Genomic DNA, 16,965 nt, shown 5'->3' with positions numbered 1-16,965 from the left:
AACGGTCAGGGATGAAACAGCGAGCCCACCAGATAGGCAATCGCTGCCGCTGCGCCGCCGATCAGCAGCGTCTCAAACCCGGATTTCCACCAACGCACCAACGACCATCGGCTTTTTAACGCACCAATGGCAAAGAACACACCCATCGTCATCCATGCCGAGATTGCAAAGGCATTCTCCAGTGCGATTAAAAAGGGCAACAACGGGATCAACCCAGCTACCAGAAAAGCAAAAAACGTAGCCAGCGCTGCCTTGATGGGATGCGGGTCGACGCTGCCCAGTCCGTATTCACCCTCGATCATAAGATTGATCCAGCTTTCGTGGTTCGAGGTGATGGCAGCTGTTGCATCGTCCAGCACTGGCCCTGACAGACCTTTCTGCGCCAGAATTTCACGCACTTCGTCCTGTTCCCCTTGGGGATAGAGCGCGATGTGGCGTTCCTCGATCGCACGGATGCGTTCAATGTTGTCCAGTTCAGCCTTGGTGCCCGAGTAATTCCCTGCCGCCATAGAGAACCCATCGGCCAGAACATTCGCCAGCCCAAGCGCCACGATGACAAACGATGACAGCCCAGCCCCAGCGACACCTGCAACGATGGCAAATGTGGTTACCGAACCGTCGATACCCCCATAAACCACATCGCGCAGAACGCCGCGGCCCGGTGGTGCGTTGATCCGCTGTGCGATCTCCTGCTGGCTGTGACCGTGATCTGTCATGGCTGGCCCTCCCTCCCGTTCAGTGTGACGAAGGGCTGTCAGATGCGCTTTGCGTCAGATCAACCCTTGGAAAACAGCCCCTTCAGGGCGCGCTTGATCACGGCCCTGGTCGACGGTTTGTGACGTTCCGAGAAGGGCAAGGGTCTGCACACCTCCATCGCGGCAACGCCAACCCGGGCGCTAAGCGCGCCGTTCACCAACCCCTCGCCAAACCGGCGGGACAGTTTGCTGAGGACCGAGCCACCGAGCACCGGTTCCAAAAGGTCATCACCCACCGCAACCGCACCAGTTGCGACCAGATGCACAAACACCGCACGGGTCAGACGCCAACTGCCCAGAAATCCAGCTCGTCCCCCATATATCTCGGCAATCCGCCGGATCATCCGCAATGAGGCTGCAAGCGCCGTCGCCACATCCGCCAGGGCCAGGGGCACCAAGGCTGTCACCGTCGCCACCTGACGAGCTGCGGCCTCAACCTCGCGGCTGGCTGCGGCGTCCAAAGGGGCCAGCAATTCATCTTCAGCCAAAGCCAACAGGCCGGACGCATCCAAGTGCTCGGGCATCCGCTCAGACAATCGGTCGCGACCCCATTGGGTTTCATCACGACCCTTGTAAAAGGCAATCAGGCGGGTCGTGACAGCGCGGGCTTTGGCTAAATCGGCGTCGGCCAGCGCCTCATCGGCAGCGCGGCGCAAACCATCGACGCGGGCCAAGCGACCAATCGCTGCCAGTTCCCGGATAGCGATGATCAGTACGACGAAAACCAGCGCCGCGATCAACCCGGTGACAATCCACCCCAGAACAGGGGCACGGGCCATCAGTGAAGTGGCGAAATCCCAAGCGGCAACCGAGATTGCAGCACCAACAACCGCCAGCGCCAGCCCCCAGAACCATCGCGCCAAGGCCGAGGGTTTGCGGGCGGCAAATCGCGCCGCGCTTTGCATGGCCTGCCCTTGCGGCGGCACCAGATCGGGCACCGGAGGGGCTTTGGCCACGTCAGCGGTGGGTTCGTCTGTTTCGAGATCGATCAGAACAGGGCCTTTAGCCATTCTCTGCCCCTTCACTGCGCCAGACATATTTGATGTCAGGCAGGTTTTCATCGTTGTCCGCCCCGTCGCTTCGGGCGACCTCGGCAAAGCCGTTGCGTTCATAGAACCTGCACGCGCCAGTGTTTGCATGAAAGGCAAACAAGGAAAGGTGCGGGTGCTGCGCCTTCGCATGATCGAGCAACCGCTTGCCGATCCCTTGCCCGCGCACTGCAGGCGCCAAATACAGTGAATGCACATCCGATCCGTTCAGGGCCAGAAATCCAACCACTGTGTCCGAGACCTCAGCGACTGTAACCCAGCCTTGATCAATCATACGGCCACAAAAGGCGATGGTTTCGGCGCTACTGTGCAATTCCGGCATCCAGTCATTCTCACATGAAAACCCGTGCAGGATTTCCCCGGTCGCACCGGCATCGGTGCTGCGGGCGGGGCGCAAAGTGACCATCACAGCCGGTCTCCAATCAGGAATTGTGCGGCCCGATCCAGCCGGATATGCGGCGGTCCGTCGCCCGGGCGCAGCGTCAACTGGGCCGGAGCGAAGGCCATGAAACCATAGTCGTCGCCAAGCCACGTCTCGGCTCCGTTCCGGGCAGGGCCAAGCAGATGGGATGGATCATCCGGAAGCTCTCCGGGGTAGAACGCGGCTTTTTTGCCGCTGTCCAGCAAGGTGCCCCGGACGCAGGGAAGCTCAGTTCCGTTATGGCTGCGCATCTCTTCAGTCGTGGCACGCAACGAGGCCAGCGACAGGGCCGCCGTTTCAGCACCAGCGAAGCTCGCCCGGTCCCGCGCCTCACGGGTCAGTGCCTCCATGATCGCGGTCAGGCGCGGGTGTTGCGTGTGGTGCAGATGGTCGGCCTTGGTGGCCGCAAACAGAATGCGTTCAACCCGTTTGCCCAGCAACAACTGGCTGAGCCACGCGTTGCGCCCCGGACGGAAGGCCGAGAGGATATCGCCCATGGCGCGGCGCATATCCTCGACCGCTTGCGGGCCTTTGTGGATTGCGCCCAACGCATCGACCAGCACAACCTGACGGTCGATGCGTGAGAAATGATCGCGGAAAAACGGCTTCACCACTTGGGACTTATAAGCCTCGTAGCGCCGCTCCATCTCGCGGTGCAGGGTGCGACGGCGCGAGGGATCGGACACCGGCAAAGGCGCAAAGGTTAGAACCGGAGAGCCTGCCAGATCGCCAGGCAAGAGAAAACGACCCGGCGTGCAATCGTAGAAACCAGCGTCCCGCGCCTTATTCAGATAGGTCGTGAACGCAGCGGCCAGAGCCTGCGCGGTAGGCTCGTCATGCGTTGCCGTCAGATCGGTGCCACGGGCCTGCGCCAGAAACTCGACCGCCTCGGGGCGGTTTTCGATGCGCGACAGCGTCTCCTTTGACCAGCCGGCGTAGGATTTGTCTAGCAGCGCGAGGTCCAAAAGCCACTCGCCGGGATAGTCAACGATGTCCAGATGTACGGTGCGCGGTCCCTGAAGCCCTGCCAGCAATCCGGCCGGTCGCGCCTTGAACGACAGGCGCAGCTCGGACACGGCGCGGGTGCTTTCGGGCCAGTGCGGCTGCGGGCCTGCGAGGTCGGAAAGATGGGATTCGTAGTCGAACCGCGGGACCGTGTCGTCTGGCTGCGGTTGCAGGTAGGCCGCGTTGATCCGCCCCTCTTGCTGCGCGACAAGGCCGCTCATGCGGCCCCGGTCCAGCAGGTTTGCCACCAGCGACGTGATGAAAACCGTCTTGCCGGAGCGCGCCAGACCGGTGACGCCCAGACGGATGACCGGCTCGAAAAACGTCTCGGACACGCTGTCGCCAATGGTTTCGACGCCGCGCACAAGACTGTCTGCCAGGGATGAGATGACCAAACTGTCGCCCCGCAATTATCGTTTTGCCCAAGATAGGTAGCCGCTGCCGGACATGCCAGCGCTTTCGCCCCCTTGCCCGTTCGCGCGCCGCGCGCTACCAGCGGCCCATGCCCAGATATGCGTTGAAAGTTGAATACCAAGGGGAACCGTTTGCCGGATGGCAGCGCCAGAAAGAGCTGCCCTCAGTTCAGGGGGCCATCGAGCACGCCTTGTCCCGCATTCAACCGGGCGCGCATACCATTGCCGCAGCGGGGCGCACCGATGCGGGTGTGCATGCGCTGGGGCAAGTGGCGCATTGCGATCTGGTCAAAGACTGGGACCCCTTCCGCCTGTCCGAGGCGTTAAACTATCACCTCAAGCCGCAGCCGGTGGCGATTGTTCAGGCTGCTCGGGTCGATGATGACTGGCATGCGCGCTTCACGGCGGTTGAACGGCAATACCTGTTTCGTATCCTGATGCGCCGCGCGCCTGCGACACATGACAAAGGGCAGGTCTGGCAGATCAATCACCAACTGGATGTCGCAGCCATGCAGGCCGGTGCGGATATGCTGATCGGAAGGCATGACTTCACCACGTTCCGATCCTCGATCTGCCAAGCAGCCAGCCCGGTCAAAACGCTGGATGAGTTGCGGGTTGAACAGGTGCAGGGATTCTCGGGCCCCGAGGTGCATTTCCACGTCCGCGCGCGATCCTTTCTACACAATCAAGTGCGCAGCTTTGTTGGTACTTTAGAACGTGTTGGCGCAAGGTCGTGGTCGCCCGAGGATGTGCTTAGCGCGCTGAAGGCTGAAGATCGCGCTGCCTGTGGGCCAGTTTGCCCGCCGCAGGGGCTGTATCTGGCGCGGGTTGGGTATCCCGATCCAGTCTTCTAGATCGCCCGCAACAGCAGGCCGCTGGCAATCGCGACAATCACCAGCCCAGCCACCAGTTCAATGGTCGGGGCCAGTACAGATGCAAAGCGCGTTGCCGATGCTGAAGCCAGCAACCCTCCTCGCAATCCAAAAGACGTCCAGCCTACCAAGGTGGTGACCAGTGCGGTGCCCAGTGCCATAGCAAAGGCCCCGGCGATTCCGACCCAGGCGATACCCATCTGCCAAGTCAGAATCAGGACAAACAGCGCTCCGGTACAAGGTCTTGCAGCGATGCCTGCGATTAGGAACATCGCCTCGCGAACACTACCAACATTGGCAACCTCCTCCGCGCTGGGGCCGTGGCGATGGCCACAATCCGAGCAGACCTCACCCTTGTGGTGATGGTGGTCGTGGTGGTGGTTATGGTCGTGGGCATGACCATGCGTGTGATCATGAGCCTGCGCTGGCTCGGCCGCAATACGTGATCGCCTTGCAAAACTGCGAACGCCCCTGAAAACAAGCCAAAGCCCGATTGCGGCAATTGCTGCGTAGCTGATTGGGGCCATAACCTGTTCGGTCGTACCTACAAGCGCCTCGCGCGACGTCTGAAAAACAAGGACCCCAGCGTAAACCAGAACCACCGCTGTCACCGCTTGCCCAAGGCTCGACAGCACACTGATGGCTGACAGGCGCCAGAATGCAACGCGCCGGCCCAAGCCGTATCCGCCGATCAGAACCTTGCCATGCCCTGGTCCAATCGCGTGAAAAAACCCATAGGCAAAGCATACTGTCAGAAGCGTTGCGACGGCCTCGGGCTCTCCGGCCCGGGTGGCGCGCAGCGCGCGGGCGATCTGGTTCTGGAATTCGCGCTGCTCTCCGGCGGCCCAGGCCGCGAGGCTGTCAAATCCACCGCTGCCCCAGAACCACAGCAATAGACCACATGCAAGCGCAACAGGTACAATCAGGTATTTGGACATGAAATCAGGATTTCGGTTGCAAAGCTTTCCCCGACCAACGGGATATCATTCTCTTCCAGATCGTATTCTGCATCCAAGGTCAGCAAGAACGCCTGCATCTGAGCCAACTGCCCATCAATATCCGGGTCGATCCGTTCCATCACACATGATGCAGGCCCGGTAACGGTCACCGGTCGGTTCACCTCGTAAGCGGTATAGTAGGTCTCATCAAACGGTTTGGCCGATAGGGCGGCCGCCGAAACAGCGCCCCCTTCGACCGCGCGCAAATGTGAGGTGATAATCCGCCCGTTCTCCGCCGTGGCGTGAGGTTCCAGCGGGCCGGACAAGGTAACCGGAGCACCGCCGGCAGTCACTACAAGATCTCCGTTATACCCTTCGATCCATTCCGCATCAAAACCTGTCAGTGTGGCTTCTTCGCGTTTCGTCAGCGCACCATCGCCATCCTGATCCAGCTTCATATCCTCAAGCTGCAGCAGCGAGAAAAATTCGTCATAGGCCCAGGTCACGCGGATATGAGTTAAATGGCCAGTCTCATCCACGATAAATTCCAATCCGGTGTCGATGAAGACATGCGGATGGGCCAAGGCCGGTAATGGCAGGCAACAGGTCAGGAACGGGATCAGACAACGCATGCGCGCAAGATAGGGTGCCGACCTCATAGCGGCAACGCGTTTCGCACGCATCATGCAAAAACCAGCCGATGTGATTAGGTTGGTGGGAACAATATGAGTGTCTGCAAGGCCGTTCCAACTGGGCCTTCGGCATCAAACAGAACAGATTGCGACATGCCAACACCCGACGGCTGCCAATGTGACAGCGACTCGGACGCCAACCAATCCGACGCAGGCTCTCGATGGATGTTCACAGTCAGGTCCGTGTTCATGAATCCCATTTCAGATGTCGGCGCATTCCAAGAAATGCCATTACCACAATCCGCAAGCGCGCAGATCGATTGAATGGGCGATTGAGCTTCACCTTCAAGCAATTGAGGCGTACGCATCCAGACGGTTTTCGGGCCGGGCCCATGCTGCGTACACGCAGGGTATTTCACATCGCTGAAATGTGCGAAACCGGGTTTTTCATGACGAATTTCACCAATCGGAAATGGGCCATCAACCGCCGAGTCATAAATTGGCCCGGTGATATCGACATTGGGCACAGCTCCGAGATCACGCCGCACCAGATGCATGGTCGAGGCAGTTGCACAGAGCGTGTCATCCAAATCGTGAACCGTGACCCGCGTTGTTGCCAACGTCTTGGTGTGGCGTGTCGTCTCTGCCGCCACACGCAACCCGGCCAAGGGTAGTGGACGCAGCAGATCGACCGTCAACCGGGTCAACATCTTCTCGGGGCCGACCTCGGTTTCGGCGGCGCGCACGATCAGTCCCGCGACCGGCCCGGCATGGCAGTGATCAGGGGACCAAGGCCCACGGGCCGGATCATTGCCGACAAAGGCTCCATCTTCGACCTGACGAAAATAGGCCAAACCTTCGAAATCCAGCGCTGCGGCCATCAGGGATCAGACCCTTTCCTGCGTATGTTTTTTCAGTTCCGCACGTGCGACCTGACGACGGTGTACCGCATCCGGCCCATCGGCCAGCCGCAAAGTCCGCACATGGGTCCAGGCGGTTGCCAGCGGCGTATCCTGACTGACCCCTTGACCGCCAAACATCTGTACAGCCTCATCGATTACCTTGAGTGCCACACGCGGAGCAACAACCTTGATCTGGCTGATCCAAGGGGCCGCCGCACGCGCATCGCCCTGATCCATATACCAAGCCGCTTTGAGACACAGCAGGCGGGCCATCTCGATCTCCATCCGGCATTCAGCGATGATGTCGTAGTTGGCCCCCAGCTGCGCCAGTTTCTTGCCAAACGCCTCGCGCTGCATGGAGCGTTTGCACATCTGTTCCAGCGCGCTTTCCGCCTGACCGATGGCGCGCATGCAGTGGTGAATGCGCCCCGGCCCCAAGCGACCTTGCGCAATCTCAAATCCCCGGCCTTCGCCAAGAAGAATATTCTCTGCAGGCACACGCACATTGGCAAACCGGATATGCATATGGCCATGCGGGGCGTCGTCGTGACCATACACTTGCATGGGCCGCAAAATTTCGATCCCCTCTGCATCTGCTGGCACCACGATCATCGACTGGCGCTGATGCTTTGGCTGATCCTCCCCGGCCGTCTTGACCATCACTATATATACTTTGCAGCGCGGATCGCCTGCGCCTGATGACCACCATTTCTCGCCATTCAGGACATAGTCATCACCGTCCCGCACGCAGGACATCGAGACATTGGTCGCATCGGATGAAGCGACATCCGGTTCGGTCATCAAATAGGCCGAACGGATCTGACCATCGAGCAGTGGCTTCAGCCATTGCTCTTTCATCTTCTCGGTCCCGTAGCGTTCGAAAACCTCCATATTGCCTGTATCCGGCGCGGAACAGTTGAACACCTCAGCCCCCAGCGGGGTTTTACCCATCTCTTCGGCGAAATAGGCATACTCAACGGTCGTTAGCCCAAACCCCTTGTCGCTGTCGGTCAGCCAGAAATTCCACAGCCCGGCCACCTTGGCCTTAGCCTTCAGCCCTTCAAGGATTTCAGCCTGACGTTCGGTGTACTGCCAGCGGTCGCCTTTGTTGATCTCGGCCTGGTATTCCTCTTCCAGTGGCATGATCTCATCGCGGACCATATCGGCGACACGTTGCAAAAGGGCGCGGTTCTCTTCGCGCAGACCAAAAGACATATTCATGAGAATCCCTCCTGCCCCGTGAAATCCGGGCTGTACCTTGTGCCCCGAGGATGGCTTAACTGTCGGGACTCTGTCCAGTTGGGTGACGGGACGTCATCCGTCATTTTCAAACGAAGGAAACACAATGGCGCTGTTGATAGATACCGGGCTGACCAACTGGATCAGTGATGCCGAGATCGCCAATGAGATTCGATCCGCGATACCCGGTGCCGATATTCGCACACCCGACGCGATCGGCAACGCTGATGAGATTACGATGGTCGCTGTTGTTGGCATGCAAGATGACCACCTGCGCCTATTGCCGAACCTGGAACTGGTGCAAAAGCTTGGGGCCGGTGTGGAAACAATCGTTGGCAATCCAAACCTACCCAACCATATGCGGGTCGCACGTCTGAAACCCGATGCACCAGCCCAGGGCATCGCTGAGTGGTTTCTTGCCTACATCCTGCGTGCCCAGCGCCATATGGCGTTTCACGAGGCCGCACAGGCGCGTGGCGAGTGGCTGCCGAAAGAGCCGACCTTTACACCCCATACGACCGTAGGCGTTCTGGGTCTGGGCCATATCGGGGATCGTACGGCGCGAATGCTGCGCGCCGTCGGGTTTCAGGTCTTGGGTTGGAGCCGCTCACCCAAACAGATTGAAGGCGTCACCTGCCTGCATGGTGATGATGCCCTGCCCCAATTGCTGGGTCGGTGCGATTTCGTCTGCGCCATTTTACCCTCGACCCCGCAAACGGTGGGTCTGTTCGATGCGCAAATGCTGACTGCGATGAAGCCTGGTAGTCAGTTGCTGAACGCAGGTCGGGGCGATCTGATCGACGAAGACGCGCTGATCACCGCACTGGATCGGGGCACGCCAGGCCATGCGGTTCTCGACGTCACTTGCCAAGAACCCCTGCCTACCAGCAGCCCGTTGTGGCACCACCCACATGTCACGATCACACCTCATGTATCGGGCTGGCACCTGGGCGATGCGCTGTCGGATGTGGCCGAGAATTTCAAAAGACTTAGCTCAGGCGCGCCCTTGTTGAATGAGGTCGACCGCGCACGCGGCTATTAACGGGATCAGGGGGCCATCACCCAATTGCCTCCGGCATCTTTGCACTGGCGCGTTCTAACCCCGCGCGAGGCTTCCTCGCCTTGTGGCTGAATATCGTGTTCCAAACGAACACAATTGCCTTCGACCGCAATGATGCGGATTGTTCCCTGTGATCCGGTTTGGCCATTCGCCCAACCCATCTCTTTGCCGACACTCGGCGTGCCATCAGTCAGCAAGGCGCGCGAGGTTTTGCTCGCCACCTCGAAGTCCGACGGCGACAGCCCCATCTCGGCAATGATTCGGGACAGCGGTTTAGCCGATGCGGTCATGCCGAACCCCATCGTGCTGAGAATTGACAAAACGAATATGATCCGGGCTTTCATGAGTGCCTCGCTGAACTGAGATAAATGCCGCTCAAGGATATACCTGCGCTGAAACGGGGCCAACCCCCGCTTGGCCGGACCTTCAAATTATCACGAACAAACCTATCGTCAGCCCAGCGCTAGAGGCTGCTCAATCTTCCCCTCATAGTACCAAAAAGACAGCCCGAGGCATTCCATGACCCAACCGACCTATTTTGCACCCACTGGCGGACATCCCGGCCAGGATCAGTTGTTGACCGACCGCGCCATGTTCACCGATGCCTATGCGGTGATCCCCAAGGGAACGATGCGTGACATCGTCACCAGCTATCTGCCGTTCTGGGAAGGTACGCGCCTGTGGGTTCTGTCGCGTCCGCTCAGCGGATTTGCCGAGACATTCTCGCAATACATCATGGAGGTTCAGCCGGGTGGCGGCAGCGACCAGCCCGAGACCGATGCTCGGGCTCAGGCGGTTCTGTTTGTCGTCGAAGGCTCCCTGCAAATTACCCTGCATGGTCAGGAATATGATTTGGAAACAGGGGGGTATGCCTATATCCCACCGGGTGCGGATTGGACCTTGCACAATCGGTCTGACGACGTGGCGCGATTCCATTGGGTGCGTAAAGCCTATGAGGCCGTACCTGGATTGCCCGCGCCCGATCCGATTATCACGAACGAGCGCGACGTTGCGCCGGTTGAGATGCCCGGAACCGAGGGTCGCTGGTCCACAACCCGCTTTGCCGACTCGCAAGACCTGCGCCACGACATGCATGTCAACATCGTCAATTTCGAACCCGGCGGCGTGATCCCTTTTGCCGAAACCCATGTAATGGAGCACGGGCTTTACGTTCTGGAAGGCAAGGCCGTCTATCGCCTCAATCAGGACTGGGTCGAGGTCGAGGCAGGCGACTACATGTGGCTGCGCGCCTTCTGCCCTCAGGCTTGTTACGCGGGTGGGCCGGGGCGATTCCGCTATCTGCTGTACAAAGACGTAAACCGGCATATGCCGCTCTCCGTGGCGCGCTAAAGCGGGTTTAATCGCATTTTATCCCGGCAGGGGTTCACACTCGCCCCGGAATTTGCTGAAATCCCTTCATATTCCACTGTTTTAGTACTGGAGACTGGCCGATGAACCTGCGCACCCCCCTGATGGCACTGGCCACAATCGCCATGGTGGCCGCTTCGGTTTCCACGCCAGTCGCAGCAAAAGACGAAACCAAATCGGTCTTTGTCATGAGCCGCACCTGGGCCGTGACCAAAGTATCTGATGAGCCAGTCATCTACCGTGCCACGCGCGACAACAACAACCTCAACCCCTTTGGTCCGCCACCGCGCCTGCGTACCCTGCAGGCCATTGCAGCAATCCAGCAGGCAACGGGCTGCAAACCGATCGTGACCAGCATGTATCAGAACATCTCGGGGCAGTTTTTCTCGCAGGTCAGTTGCGGCTGAAATTGGTACAATACTTTCATTGAGATCGCCTGATCTGCCTGCCATAGCTTGCGCATGAAACTCGCGATTAACGGATTCGGCCGCATCGGCCGCACGATCCTGCGGCAGGTTCTGGCCCAGCCGCAAGGATCAGATATCGAACTGGTGCTGATCAACGATATCGCGCCGCTCGATACCTGCGCCTATCTGTTCAAATACGACAGCACCTTTGGCCCCTATGCCGGTGACGTCGCCGCACACGACAATGCTCTTGTCATCGACGGACGCAAAGTGCCTATGACGCACAGCTCCGATCTGACGAACGTCGATCTGACCGGCGTTGATGTTTTGCTCGATTGCACCGGGATCGCGCGCACATCTGATGTGGCCCGCCGGGGTCTGGCTTCCGGGGCGCGCAAAGTTCTGATCTCGGGACCCTCGCCCGCTGCCGAGTTGACGGTGGTTCTGGGCGCGAATGACGATCAACTCGGTGATGCCAGCGTCGTCTCGAACGCGTCCTGCACCACAAATGGCCTTGCGCCGTTGATCCGGGTTTTGGATCAGATCGGTGGCATCGTGTCGGGGCACATGACCACCATTCATTGCTATACCAACAGCCAGCCGATGGTCGACGCACCCCGCGGCGACCTTGCCCGGTCGCGTGCGGGGGCACTGTCGATGGTACCGACGACCTCCAGCGCGACGCATCTGATCGATGTTGTTCTGCCGCATTTGGCCGGGCGCATTTCAGGCGCGGCGGTGCGGGTTCCGACAGCCAGCGTATCTGCCGTAGATCTTGTTGTGACGCTCGAACGCGGGATGAGCGCGCAAGCCTTCGATACAACATTCCGCGATGCGGTAGAGGCCTCGGACGTGCTCGGCTGGACCGATCTGCCGCTGGTCTCTTCCGACCTTAGAGCGCGCCCTGAATCGCTGGTCATTGCGGGCCCTGAAACCCGTATGGTGGGCGAAAATCAGGTCCGCGTTTTCGGCTGGTATGACAACGAATGGGGCTTCTCAGCTCGTATGCTCGACGTCGCCCGATTGATGGCGACGGGCTGATACAGACCAGCCGCAGTGGGCGGGCCTGCCCGCGCGCTGCCCGGCCCAACGGGTCATGGTGCATCTTTGATGCGCCCTGACCGGGCGGGAGCGTGCCGGGCTCAGCCAGCGATCACCTCATAAGGAGTGTCGAACCAATGCTCCTCAAGATTTGTACCCTCACCGATACGGTCAACCACAGCAAACAAACCGGGGTCATGTAGCGGGGTCAGCACGCCGTGCCAGGTGCCCCGATGGTAGTTCACCGCTTGCCCCGGCTCTGTTAGGAAAGCCCGAGGAATACCGGGCAAACCATCGCGATCGGGTGCGACGATCACTAGAAAGGGTTGATGGGTCATCGGGATGAAGGCCTGGCTGCCATCGGGATGACGCTCAACCATATCCAGCGCGTAGGGCAGTTTGCGCGGATTGGCGTTGAACAGGCTGATTCCGGCGCGCCCGTCGGTGAACTCCAGAAAGGCACGGTCATGATACCGTCCGCATTGCCCTTGATTGATGATCTTGTCCGGATCACCGGACAGCTCAATCACATCCCCAAACGGCGCGAAAGCTGTGGCGGTTAGCGGCGTGGCGACGATCTGGCGGCTCATGAGGGCAATATGTCCCGCAATCGAAACTCGGCGATACGTTCCACCTGGCGGCAGGCTTCGGCAAACTCCGCGTCTCGCTCCTGTTCGATCCGCCGCTGAAACGCGGCAAGAATCGACGCCTTGTCATGATCCCGCACCGCAATGATGAAGGGAAAACCGAAATTCTCGGTGTACCGCTTGTTCAAATCTGTGAAGGCTGCGCGCTCCTCATCCGTCAGCGCGTCCAACCCAGCAGAGGCTTGCTCGGACGTGCTTTCAACGGTCAGCCGCTTGGCCTGCGCCAGCTTGCCCGCCAGATCGGGATGCGCAGTCAAAACCCCCAACCGTTCAGCCTCAGAGGCAGAACGAAACATACGCGTCAGCGCATTGTGCAATCCGCCTGCAGTGTCGTGCGCGGGCCCAAGCTCCAAATCATAGGCCCGGTCCGCGATCCAGGCCGAGTGTTCAAAAATGCCCCCGTAAGTTTCGACAAACGCGTCCCGCTCCATCTGCGATGGCTTCGGATTGGATTGCGGCGGGTGGGTCTGCGCCCAGAGTTCAGCGATCTGCAACCGTGTGGCAAACCACACATCCGCATGACCGCGCGCATAGTCCAAAAACCGTTTCAGCGCCATGACACGCCCTGGTCGCCCGATCAGACGGCAATGCAGGCCAATTGACAGCATCTTGGGGGCGCCGGCCTCACCTTCGGCATAGAGCGCATCGAAACTGTCCTTCAAATACGCATAGAACTGATCACCTGAATTGAATCCCTGCGGCGTTGCAAACCGCATATCGTTGCAATCCAGCGTGTAGGGCACGATCAGCTGATCCCGGCCGCCGATCTGCATCCAGTATGGCAGGTCGTCATCATAGGTGTCGGCGACATAGGCGAACCCACCTTCTTCGCTGACCAGACGCACGGTGTTGTCGGAACATCGCCCGGTGTACCAACCGCGCGGGCGTTCGCCGACAACCTCGGTATGCAGGCGAATTGCCTCAGCAATCTGGGCGCGTTCCTGCGCCTCGGGCATGTCCTTGTGTTCGACCCATTTGAAACCATGGCTGGCAATCTCCCAACCGGCATCCTTCATGGCGGCAACCTGATCCGGGGATCGTGCCAGGGCAGTAGCCACACCATACACCGTGATTGGCAGCTCCTTCATCAGCCGGTGCAACCGCCAGAACCCGGCGCGCGCGCCGTATTCGTAGATCGATTCCATGTTCCAATGGCGCTGAGCCGGCCATTGGGCAGCACCTACGATTTCGGACAAAAATGCCTCGGACGCTGCATCCCCATGCAATACACAGTTCTCGCCACCTTCTTCGTAGTTCAGGACAATCTGAACCGCGATTTTCGCCCCGCCCGGCCATTTGGCATTCGGCGGGTTGGCACCGTATCCGATCATATTGCGAGGGTATCGAGGAGGTTGCATGAGGTCTTCCGGGCTTTGAACTGTTTCGACAGGCTTATCCTAGAAACTCGCCGATGATTATCAAATCAAACCGAACGCTGTTTCGGGTTCTTTCGGCATTTCCCCTGTTTCGATGTTTGCGCCACACTGTCACAAAGCGAAGTTACGCACCTGAAGGAGGCTCACGTGGCAGGCTATCTGACTACCCATGTTCTGGACACCGCCCGGGGTTGCCCCGCCGCTGGTTTGAAAATCGCACTCTACCGGGTATCCGGCAACTCGCATCGAAAGCTGGTCGAGATGGAAACCAACGCGGATGGGCGAACCGACAGCCCCATCCTGCCGCCCGAAAAATTCAAGACCGGCACCTATGAGTTGATCTTCTTCGCCGGGGACTACCTGCGTGCAACCGGCCAGGATGGGGACGATCCTTTGTTCCTGGACCAGATTCCAATCCGGTTTGGCATGTCAGACGCCGCGGCACACTATCACGTGCCGCTGCTTTTGTCGCCTTACGGCTATTCGACCTATCGCGGCAGTTGATCTGTCAGGTTTCGGCGCTGCGCACAAAGCCACTGATCCGCTCGATCATAAAATCCATGAACAACCGGGCCTTGGGGTCCTGATGACGCCGATGGGTGTAAAGGCAGGCCATCTGAACCGGTACAGGTGGCGTATCCTGCGCGACCGAGACGAGACGCCCCGCAGCCAAGTGCTCTGCCACTTCAAAAATAGGCTTCATCGCAATGCCCTGGCCTGACAACGCCCAATCGGTCAGCACATCCCCATCATCACATTCAAACCGACCAGACACGGCAAACCGTTTCGGGCCTTCTGGGGTTTCCAGCATCCACTGAAACTCGGTCGCACCTGGAAAGCGAAGGTTCAGGCATTCGTGTTGGCCTTTGATCAGGTCCTCGCCGGATTGCGGCATGCCCCGCCTCGCGACATAGTCGGGTGCGGCACACAACACCCTTTGACAATCCGCGATCTTACGAATGCGTAGGGTGCTGTCTTCTGGTTGCCCGATGAAGAAGGCCAGATCCAGCCCTTCGGTCGTCAGATCAACAGACCTATCCGTTAGGCGCAAACGAACATCAATCTCGGGGTAGTCCGACAGGAATTCAGGTACATGCGGTGCCAACAACCGCCGCCCCACCCCCAGCGGAGCCGCCACAAATAAGGACCCGCGCGGCGCTTCGGTCAGATGCGTTACCTGCGCCTCGGCTTCATCCACCGCATCCAGCACCGCCACCGCACCGGGATAAAACGCTTTGCCCTGCTCAGTCGGCGACAGGTTGCGCGTTGTACGCTGAAACAAGCGCACGCCCAGATGATCCTCAAGCTGCGAGATTCGCGCCGATGTCACCGCAGGTGAAATGCGCAAATCGCGCCCGGCGGCGGACATACTGCCCAAATCATAGACACGAACAAAGGTGCGGATATTGTCGAGATAGGACATCTTATCGTTTTTTTTGATACAGTTTGACAATATACGGGAATACCGAAGAAAACCCCGTTTGCCTAGTGTGGCGGCACCTTATCGGAGACTTCTGAAAATGTACGACTTCGCCGTGTTCTGGGATTGGATGGCCTTTGCCGTGCGCTGGCTGCACGTGATCACGGCCATGGCCTGGATCGGATCGTCCTTTTACTTCATCGCGCTGGATCTGGGCCTGAACCGCAATATCCCCGGCCCGGCAGATGGCGAGGAATGGCAAGTGCACGGCGGCGGGTTCTATCACATCCAGAAATATCTGGTCGCGCCCGAGCGGATGCCTGACCACCTGACCTGGTTCAAGTGGGAAAGCTACTCGACCTGGCTGAGTGGTGCTGCGCTGTTGATGATCGTCTACTGGGTCGGCGGAGAGCTTTATCTGATCGACGCGGAAAAGGCTGATCTGGCGCTGTGGCAGGGCATTCTGATCTCGGCAGCCTCGCTGACTGTTGGATGGCTGGTCTATGATTTCCTGTGCAAATCCGGGCTGGGTGAACGCCCGACCCTGTTGATGGTGCTGCTGTTCGTACTGCTTGTGGTCATGGGCTGGGGGTACAATCAGATTTTCACCGGTCGCGCGATGATGCTGCATCTGGGGGCCTTCACCGCTACGATCATGACGGCGAATGTGTTTTTCATCATCATGCCGAACCAGCGCATCGTTGTGGATGACCTGAAGAACGGGCGTACACCGGACCCGAAATACGGCAAGATTGCCAAGCTGCGGTCGACGCATAACAACTATCTGACTTTGCCGGTTCTGTTTCTGATGCTGTCGAACCACTATCCCCTGGCGTTTGCGACCGAGTACAATTGGATCATTGCGGCATTGGTGTTCTTGATGGGCGTCACGATCCGGCATTACTTCAACACCCTCCATGCGCGCACTGGAAACCCCACCTGGACCTGGCTTGCCACGGCACTGTTGTTCATCGCCATCATGTGGCTGTCGACAGCGCCAATGTACAAGCCCCTGGAAGAGGCCGAAGCCAAACCGCTGACACCGTATGAACAGCGCTTTGCTGCCGCAGACGGGTTTGCCGAAGCGCATGATATCGTTCTGGGTCGCTGCTCCATGTGCCACGCCCGCGAACCGGTTTGGGAGGGTATCCTTTGGGCCCCCAAAGGTGTGCTGCTTGAAACCGAAGCTGATGTCGCGCGGAATGCGAAACAGATCTACCTTCAAGCCGGTATCACCCATGCGATGCCCCCGGCCAATATCACCTACATGGAGCCCGATGACCGCAGCGCGATCATCCGTTGGGTCCGCAACGCCGGGCTTTGACGCGCGCGGGAGTTCGCGCTGGCGAATGTTTCCCCCTTCCCCCGGGGCGCTCCAAATGTTCTAACTTAAACTTAATCAGCCGCGTCATTTAGGCGG

The 16,965-nt window shown here is 59.2% G+C and carries 19 protein-coding genes; 7 read left to right on the top strand and 12 right to left on the bottom strand.

The genetic code is table 11. The features are described from left to right. Window positions 1–5 precede the first annotated feature (5 nt). From ACR0JX_RS05075 to ACR0JX_RS05060, 4 genes are read right to left on the bottom strand one after another with little or no spacing between them, the layout of a single operon-like run. Window positions 6–716 carry a VIT1/CCC1 transporter family protein gene (locus ACR0JX_RS05075; RefSeq protein ID WP_480541976.1) on the bottom strand — a complete coding sequence of 237 codons (711 nt, stop codon included), beginning with the start codon at window positions 714–716 and terminating at the stop codon, window positions 6–8. A 59-nt stretch (window positions 717–775) separates the two neighbouring features. Then, complete coding sequence (locus tag ACR0JX_RS05070; RefSeq protein ID WP_480541974.1) at window positions 776–1,765, bottom strand: YcjF family protein; 990 nt, start codon at window positions 1,763–1,765, stop codon at window positions 776–778. Then, a complete protein-coding gene (locus ACR0JX_RS05065; RefSeq protein WP_480542972.1) occupies window positions 1,758–2,210 on the bottom strand; it encodes an N-acetyltransferase family protein in 453 nt (150 codons plus the stop codon). The genes ACR0JX_RS05070 and ACR0JX_RS05065 overlap by 8 nt, the downstream gene beginning before the upstream one ends. Next, window positions 2,210–3,625, bottom strand: a complete 1,416-nt coding sequence (locus ACR0JX_RS05060; RefSeq protein WP_480541972.1) for a YcjX family GTP-binding protein — start codon at window positions 3,623–3,625, stop codon at window positions 2,210–2,212. Before ACR0JX_RS05060 ends, ACR0JX_RS05065 begins: the two co-directional genes overlap by 1 nt. Before the next feature lie 107 nt (window positions 3,626–3,732). Between ACR0JX_RS05060 and truA the strand changes: the two genes are divergently transcribed. Then, the gene (gene truA / locus ACR0JX_RS05055; protein ID WP_480541970.1) at window positions 3,733–4,497 is read left to right on the top strand and encodes a tRNA pseudouridine(38-40) synthase TruA; all 765 of its coding nucleotides are present in this window, start codon (window positions 3,733–3,735) and stop codon (window positions 4,495–4,497) included. On the opposite strand, the gene ACR0JX_RS05050 is transcribed toward truA, so the two are convergent. From ACR0JX_RS05050 to ACR0JX_RS05035, 4 genes are all read right to left on the bottom strand, one after another. Beyond that, complete coding sequence (locus ACR0JX_RS05050; protein ID WP_480541968.1) at window positions 4,494–5,453, bottom strand: nickel/cobalt transporter; 960 nt, start codon at window positions 5,451–5,453, stop codon at window positions 4,494–4,496. The genes truA and ACR0JX_RS05050 overlap by 4 nt on opposite strands. Further along, complete coding sequence (locus ACR0JX_RS05045; RefSeq protein WP_480541966.1) at window positions 5,438–6,085, bottom strand: DUF1007 family protein; 648 nt, start codon at window positions 6,083–6,085, stop codon at window positions 5,438–5,440. Before ACR0JX_RS05045 ends, ACR0JX_RS05050 begins: the two co-directional genes overlap by 16 nt. Before the next feature lie 74 nt (window positions 6,086–6,159). Beyond that, complete coding sequence (locus tag ACR0JX_RS05040) at window positions 6,160–6,966, bottom strand: thioesterase family protein (protein WP_480541964.1); 807 nt, start codon at window positions 6,964–6,966, stop codon at window positions 6,160–6,162. Between the two features lie 6 nt (window positions 6,967–6,972). After that, window positions 6,973–8,208, bottom strand: a complete 1,236-nt coding sequence (locus tag ACR0JX_RS05035) for an acyl-CoA dehydrogenase family protein (protein ID WP_480541962.1) — start codon at window positions 8,206–8,208, stop codon at window positions 6,973–6,975. 124 nt (window positions 8,209–8,332) lie between these two features. Here ACR0JX_RS05035 and ACR0JX_RS05030 point away from each other — a divergent pair, with 124 nt between their 5' ends. Further along, window positions 8,333–9,268 carry a 2-hydroxyacid dehydrogenase gene (locus ACR0JX_RS05030; protein ID WP_480541960.1) on the top strand — a complete coding sequence of 312 codons (936 nt, stop codon included), beginning with the start codon at window positions 8,333–8,335 and terminating at the stop codon, window positions 9,266–9,268. A 5-nt stretch (window positions 9,269–9,273) separates the two neighbouring features. Here ACR0JX_RS05030 and ACR0JX_RS05025 read toward each other — a convergent pair whose 3' ends face one another. Continuing rightward, window positions 9,274–9,630, bottom strand: coding sequence for a hypothetical protein (locus tag ACR0JX_RS05025; RefSeq protein WP_480541958.1), 357 nt, complete (start codon window positions 9,628–9,630; stop codon window positions 9,274–9,276). A 175-nt stretch (window positions 9,631–9,805) separates the two neighbouring features. On the opposite strand from ACR0JX_RS05025, the gene ACR0JX_RS05020 reads away from it, so the two are divergent. The 3 genes from ACR0JX_RS05020 (at window position 9,806) to ACR0JX_RS05010 (ending at window position 12,102) form a co-directional block, all read left to right on the top strand. After that, window positions 9,806–10,636: a bifunctional allantoicase/(S)-ureidoglycine aminohydrolase gene (locus ACR0JX_RS05020; protein WP_480541956.1), complete on the top strand. Its 831-nt coding sequence runs from the start codon at window positions 9,806–9,808 to the stop codon at window positions 10,634–10,636. A 101-nt stretch (window positions 10,637–10,737) separates the two neighbouring features. Next, window positions 10,738–11,061 carry a hypothetical protein gene (locus ACR0JX_RS05015; RefSeq protein ID WP_480541954.1) on the top strand — a complete coding sequence of 108 codons (324 nt, stop codon included), beginning with the start codon at window positions 10,738–10,740 and terminating at the stop codon, window positions 11,059–11,061. 54 nt (window positions 11,062–11,115) lie between these two features. After that, window positions 11,116–12,102 carry a type I glyceraldehyde-3-phosphate dehydrogenase gene (locus ACR0JX_RS05010; protein WP_480541952.1) on the top strand — a complete coding sequence of 329 codons (987 nt, stop codon included), beginning with the start codon at window positions 11,116–11,118 and terminating at the stop codon, window positions 12,100–12,102. A gap of 101 nt (window positions 12,103–12,203) precedes the next feature. On the opposite strand, the gene ACR0JX_RS05005 is transcribed toward ACR0JX_RS05010, so the two are convergent. Both ACR0JX_RS05005 and puuE read right to left on the bottom strand, forming a co-directional pair. Then, window positions 12,204–12,692 carry an ureidoglycolate lyase gene (locus ACR0JX_RS05005; protein ID WP_480541950.1) on the bottom strand — a complete coding sequence of 163 codons (489 nt, stop codon included), beginning with the start codon at window positions 12,690–12,692 and terminating at the stop codon, window positions 12,204–12,206. Continuing rightward, on the bottom strand, window positions 12,689–14,107 hold the full coding sequence (gene puuE / locus ACR0JX_RS05000; protein ID WP_480541948.1) for an allantoinase PuuE: 1,419 nt from the start codon (window positions 14,105–14,107) through the stop codon (window positions 12,689–12,691). Before puuE ends, ACR0JX_RS05005 begins: the two co-directional genes overlap by 4 nt. A 165-nt stretch (window positions 14,108–14,272) precedes the next feature. On the opposite strand from puuE, the gene uraH reads away from it, so the two are divergent. Further along, window positions 14,273–14,629, top strand: a complete 357-nt coding sequence (gene uraH / locus ACR0JX_RS04995) for a hydroxyisourate hydrolase (RefSeq protein WP_480541946.1) — start codon at window positions 14,273–14,275, stop codon at window positions 14,627–14,629. 4 nt (window positions 14,630–14,633) lie between these two features. Here the strand turns inward: uraH and ACR0JX_RS04990 are convergent, their stop codons facing one another. After that, window positions 14,634–15,548 carry a LysR family transcriptional regulator gene (locus tag ACR0JX_RS04990; RefSeq protein ID WP_480541944.1) on the bottom strand — a complete coding sequence of 305 codons (915 nt, stop codon included), beginning with the start codon at window positions 15,546–15,548 and terminating at the stop codon, window positions 14,634–14,636. A gap of 97 nt (window positions 15,549–15,645) precedes the next feature. On the opposite strand from ACR0JX_RS04990, the gene ACR0JX_RS04985 reads away from it, so the two are divergent. Continuing rightward, window positions 15,646–16,869: a urate hydroxylase PuuD gene (locus tag ACR0JX_RS04985; RefSeq protein ID WP_480541943.1), complete on the top strand. Its 1,224-nt coding sequence runs from the start codon at window positions 15,646–15,648 to the stop codon at window positions 16,867–16,869. Window positions 16,870–16,965 lie beyond the last annotated feature (96 nt).

The sequence above is a fragment of the Ruegeria sp. AH7 genome (genome assembly GCF_056541325.1).
This window is presented reverse-complemented; position numbering and strand designations above follow the sequence as displayed.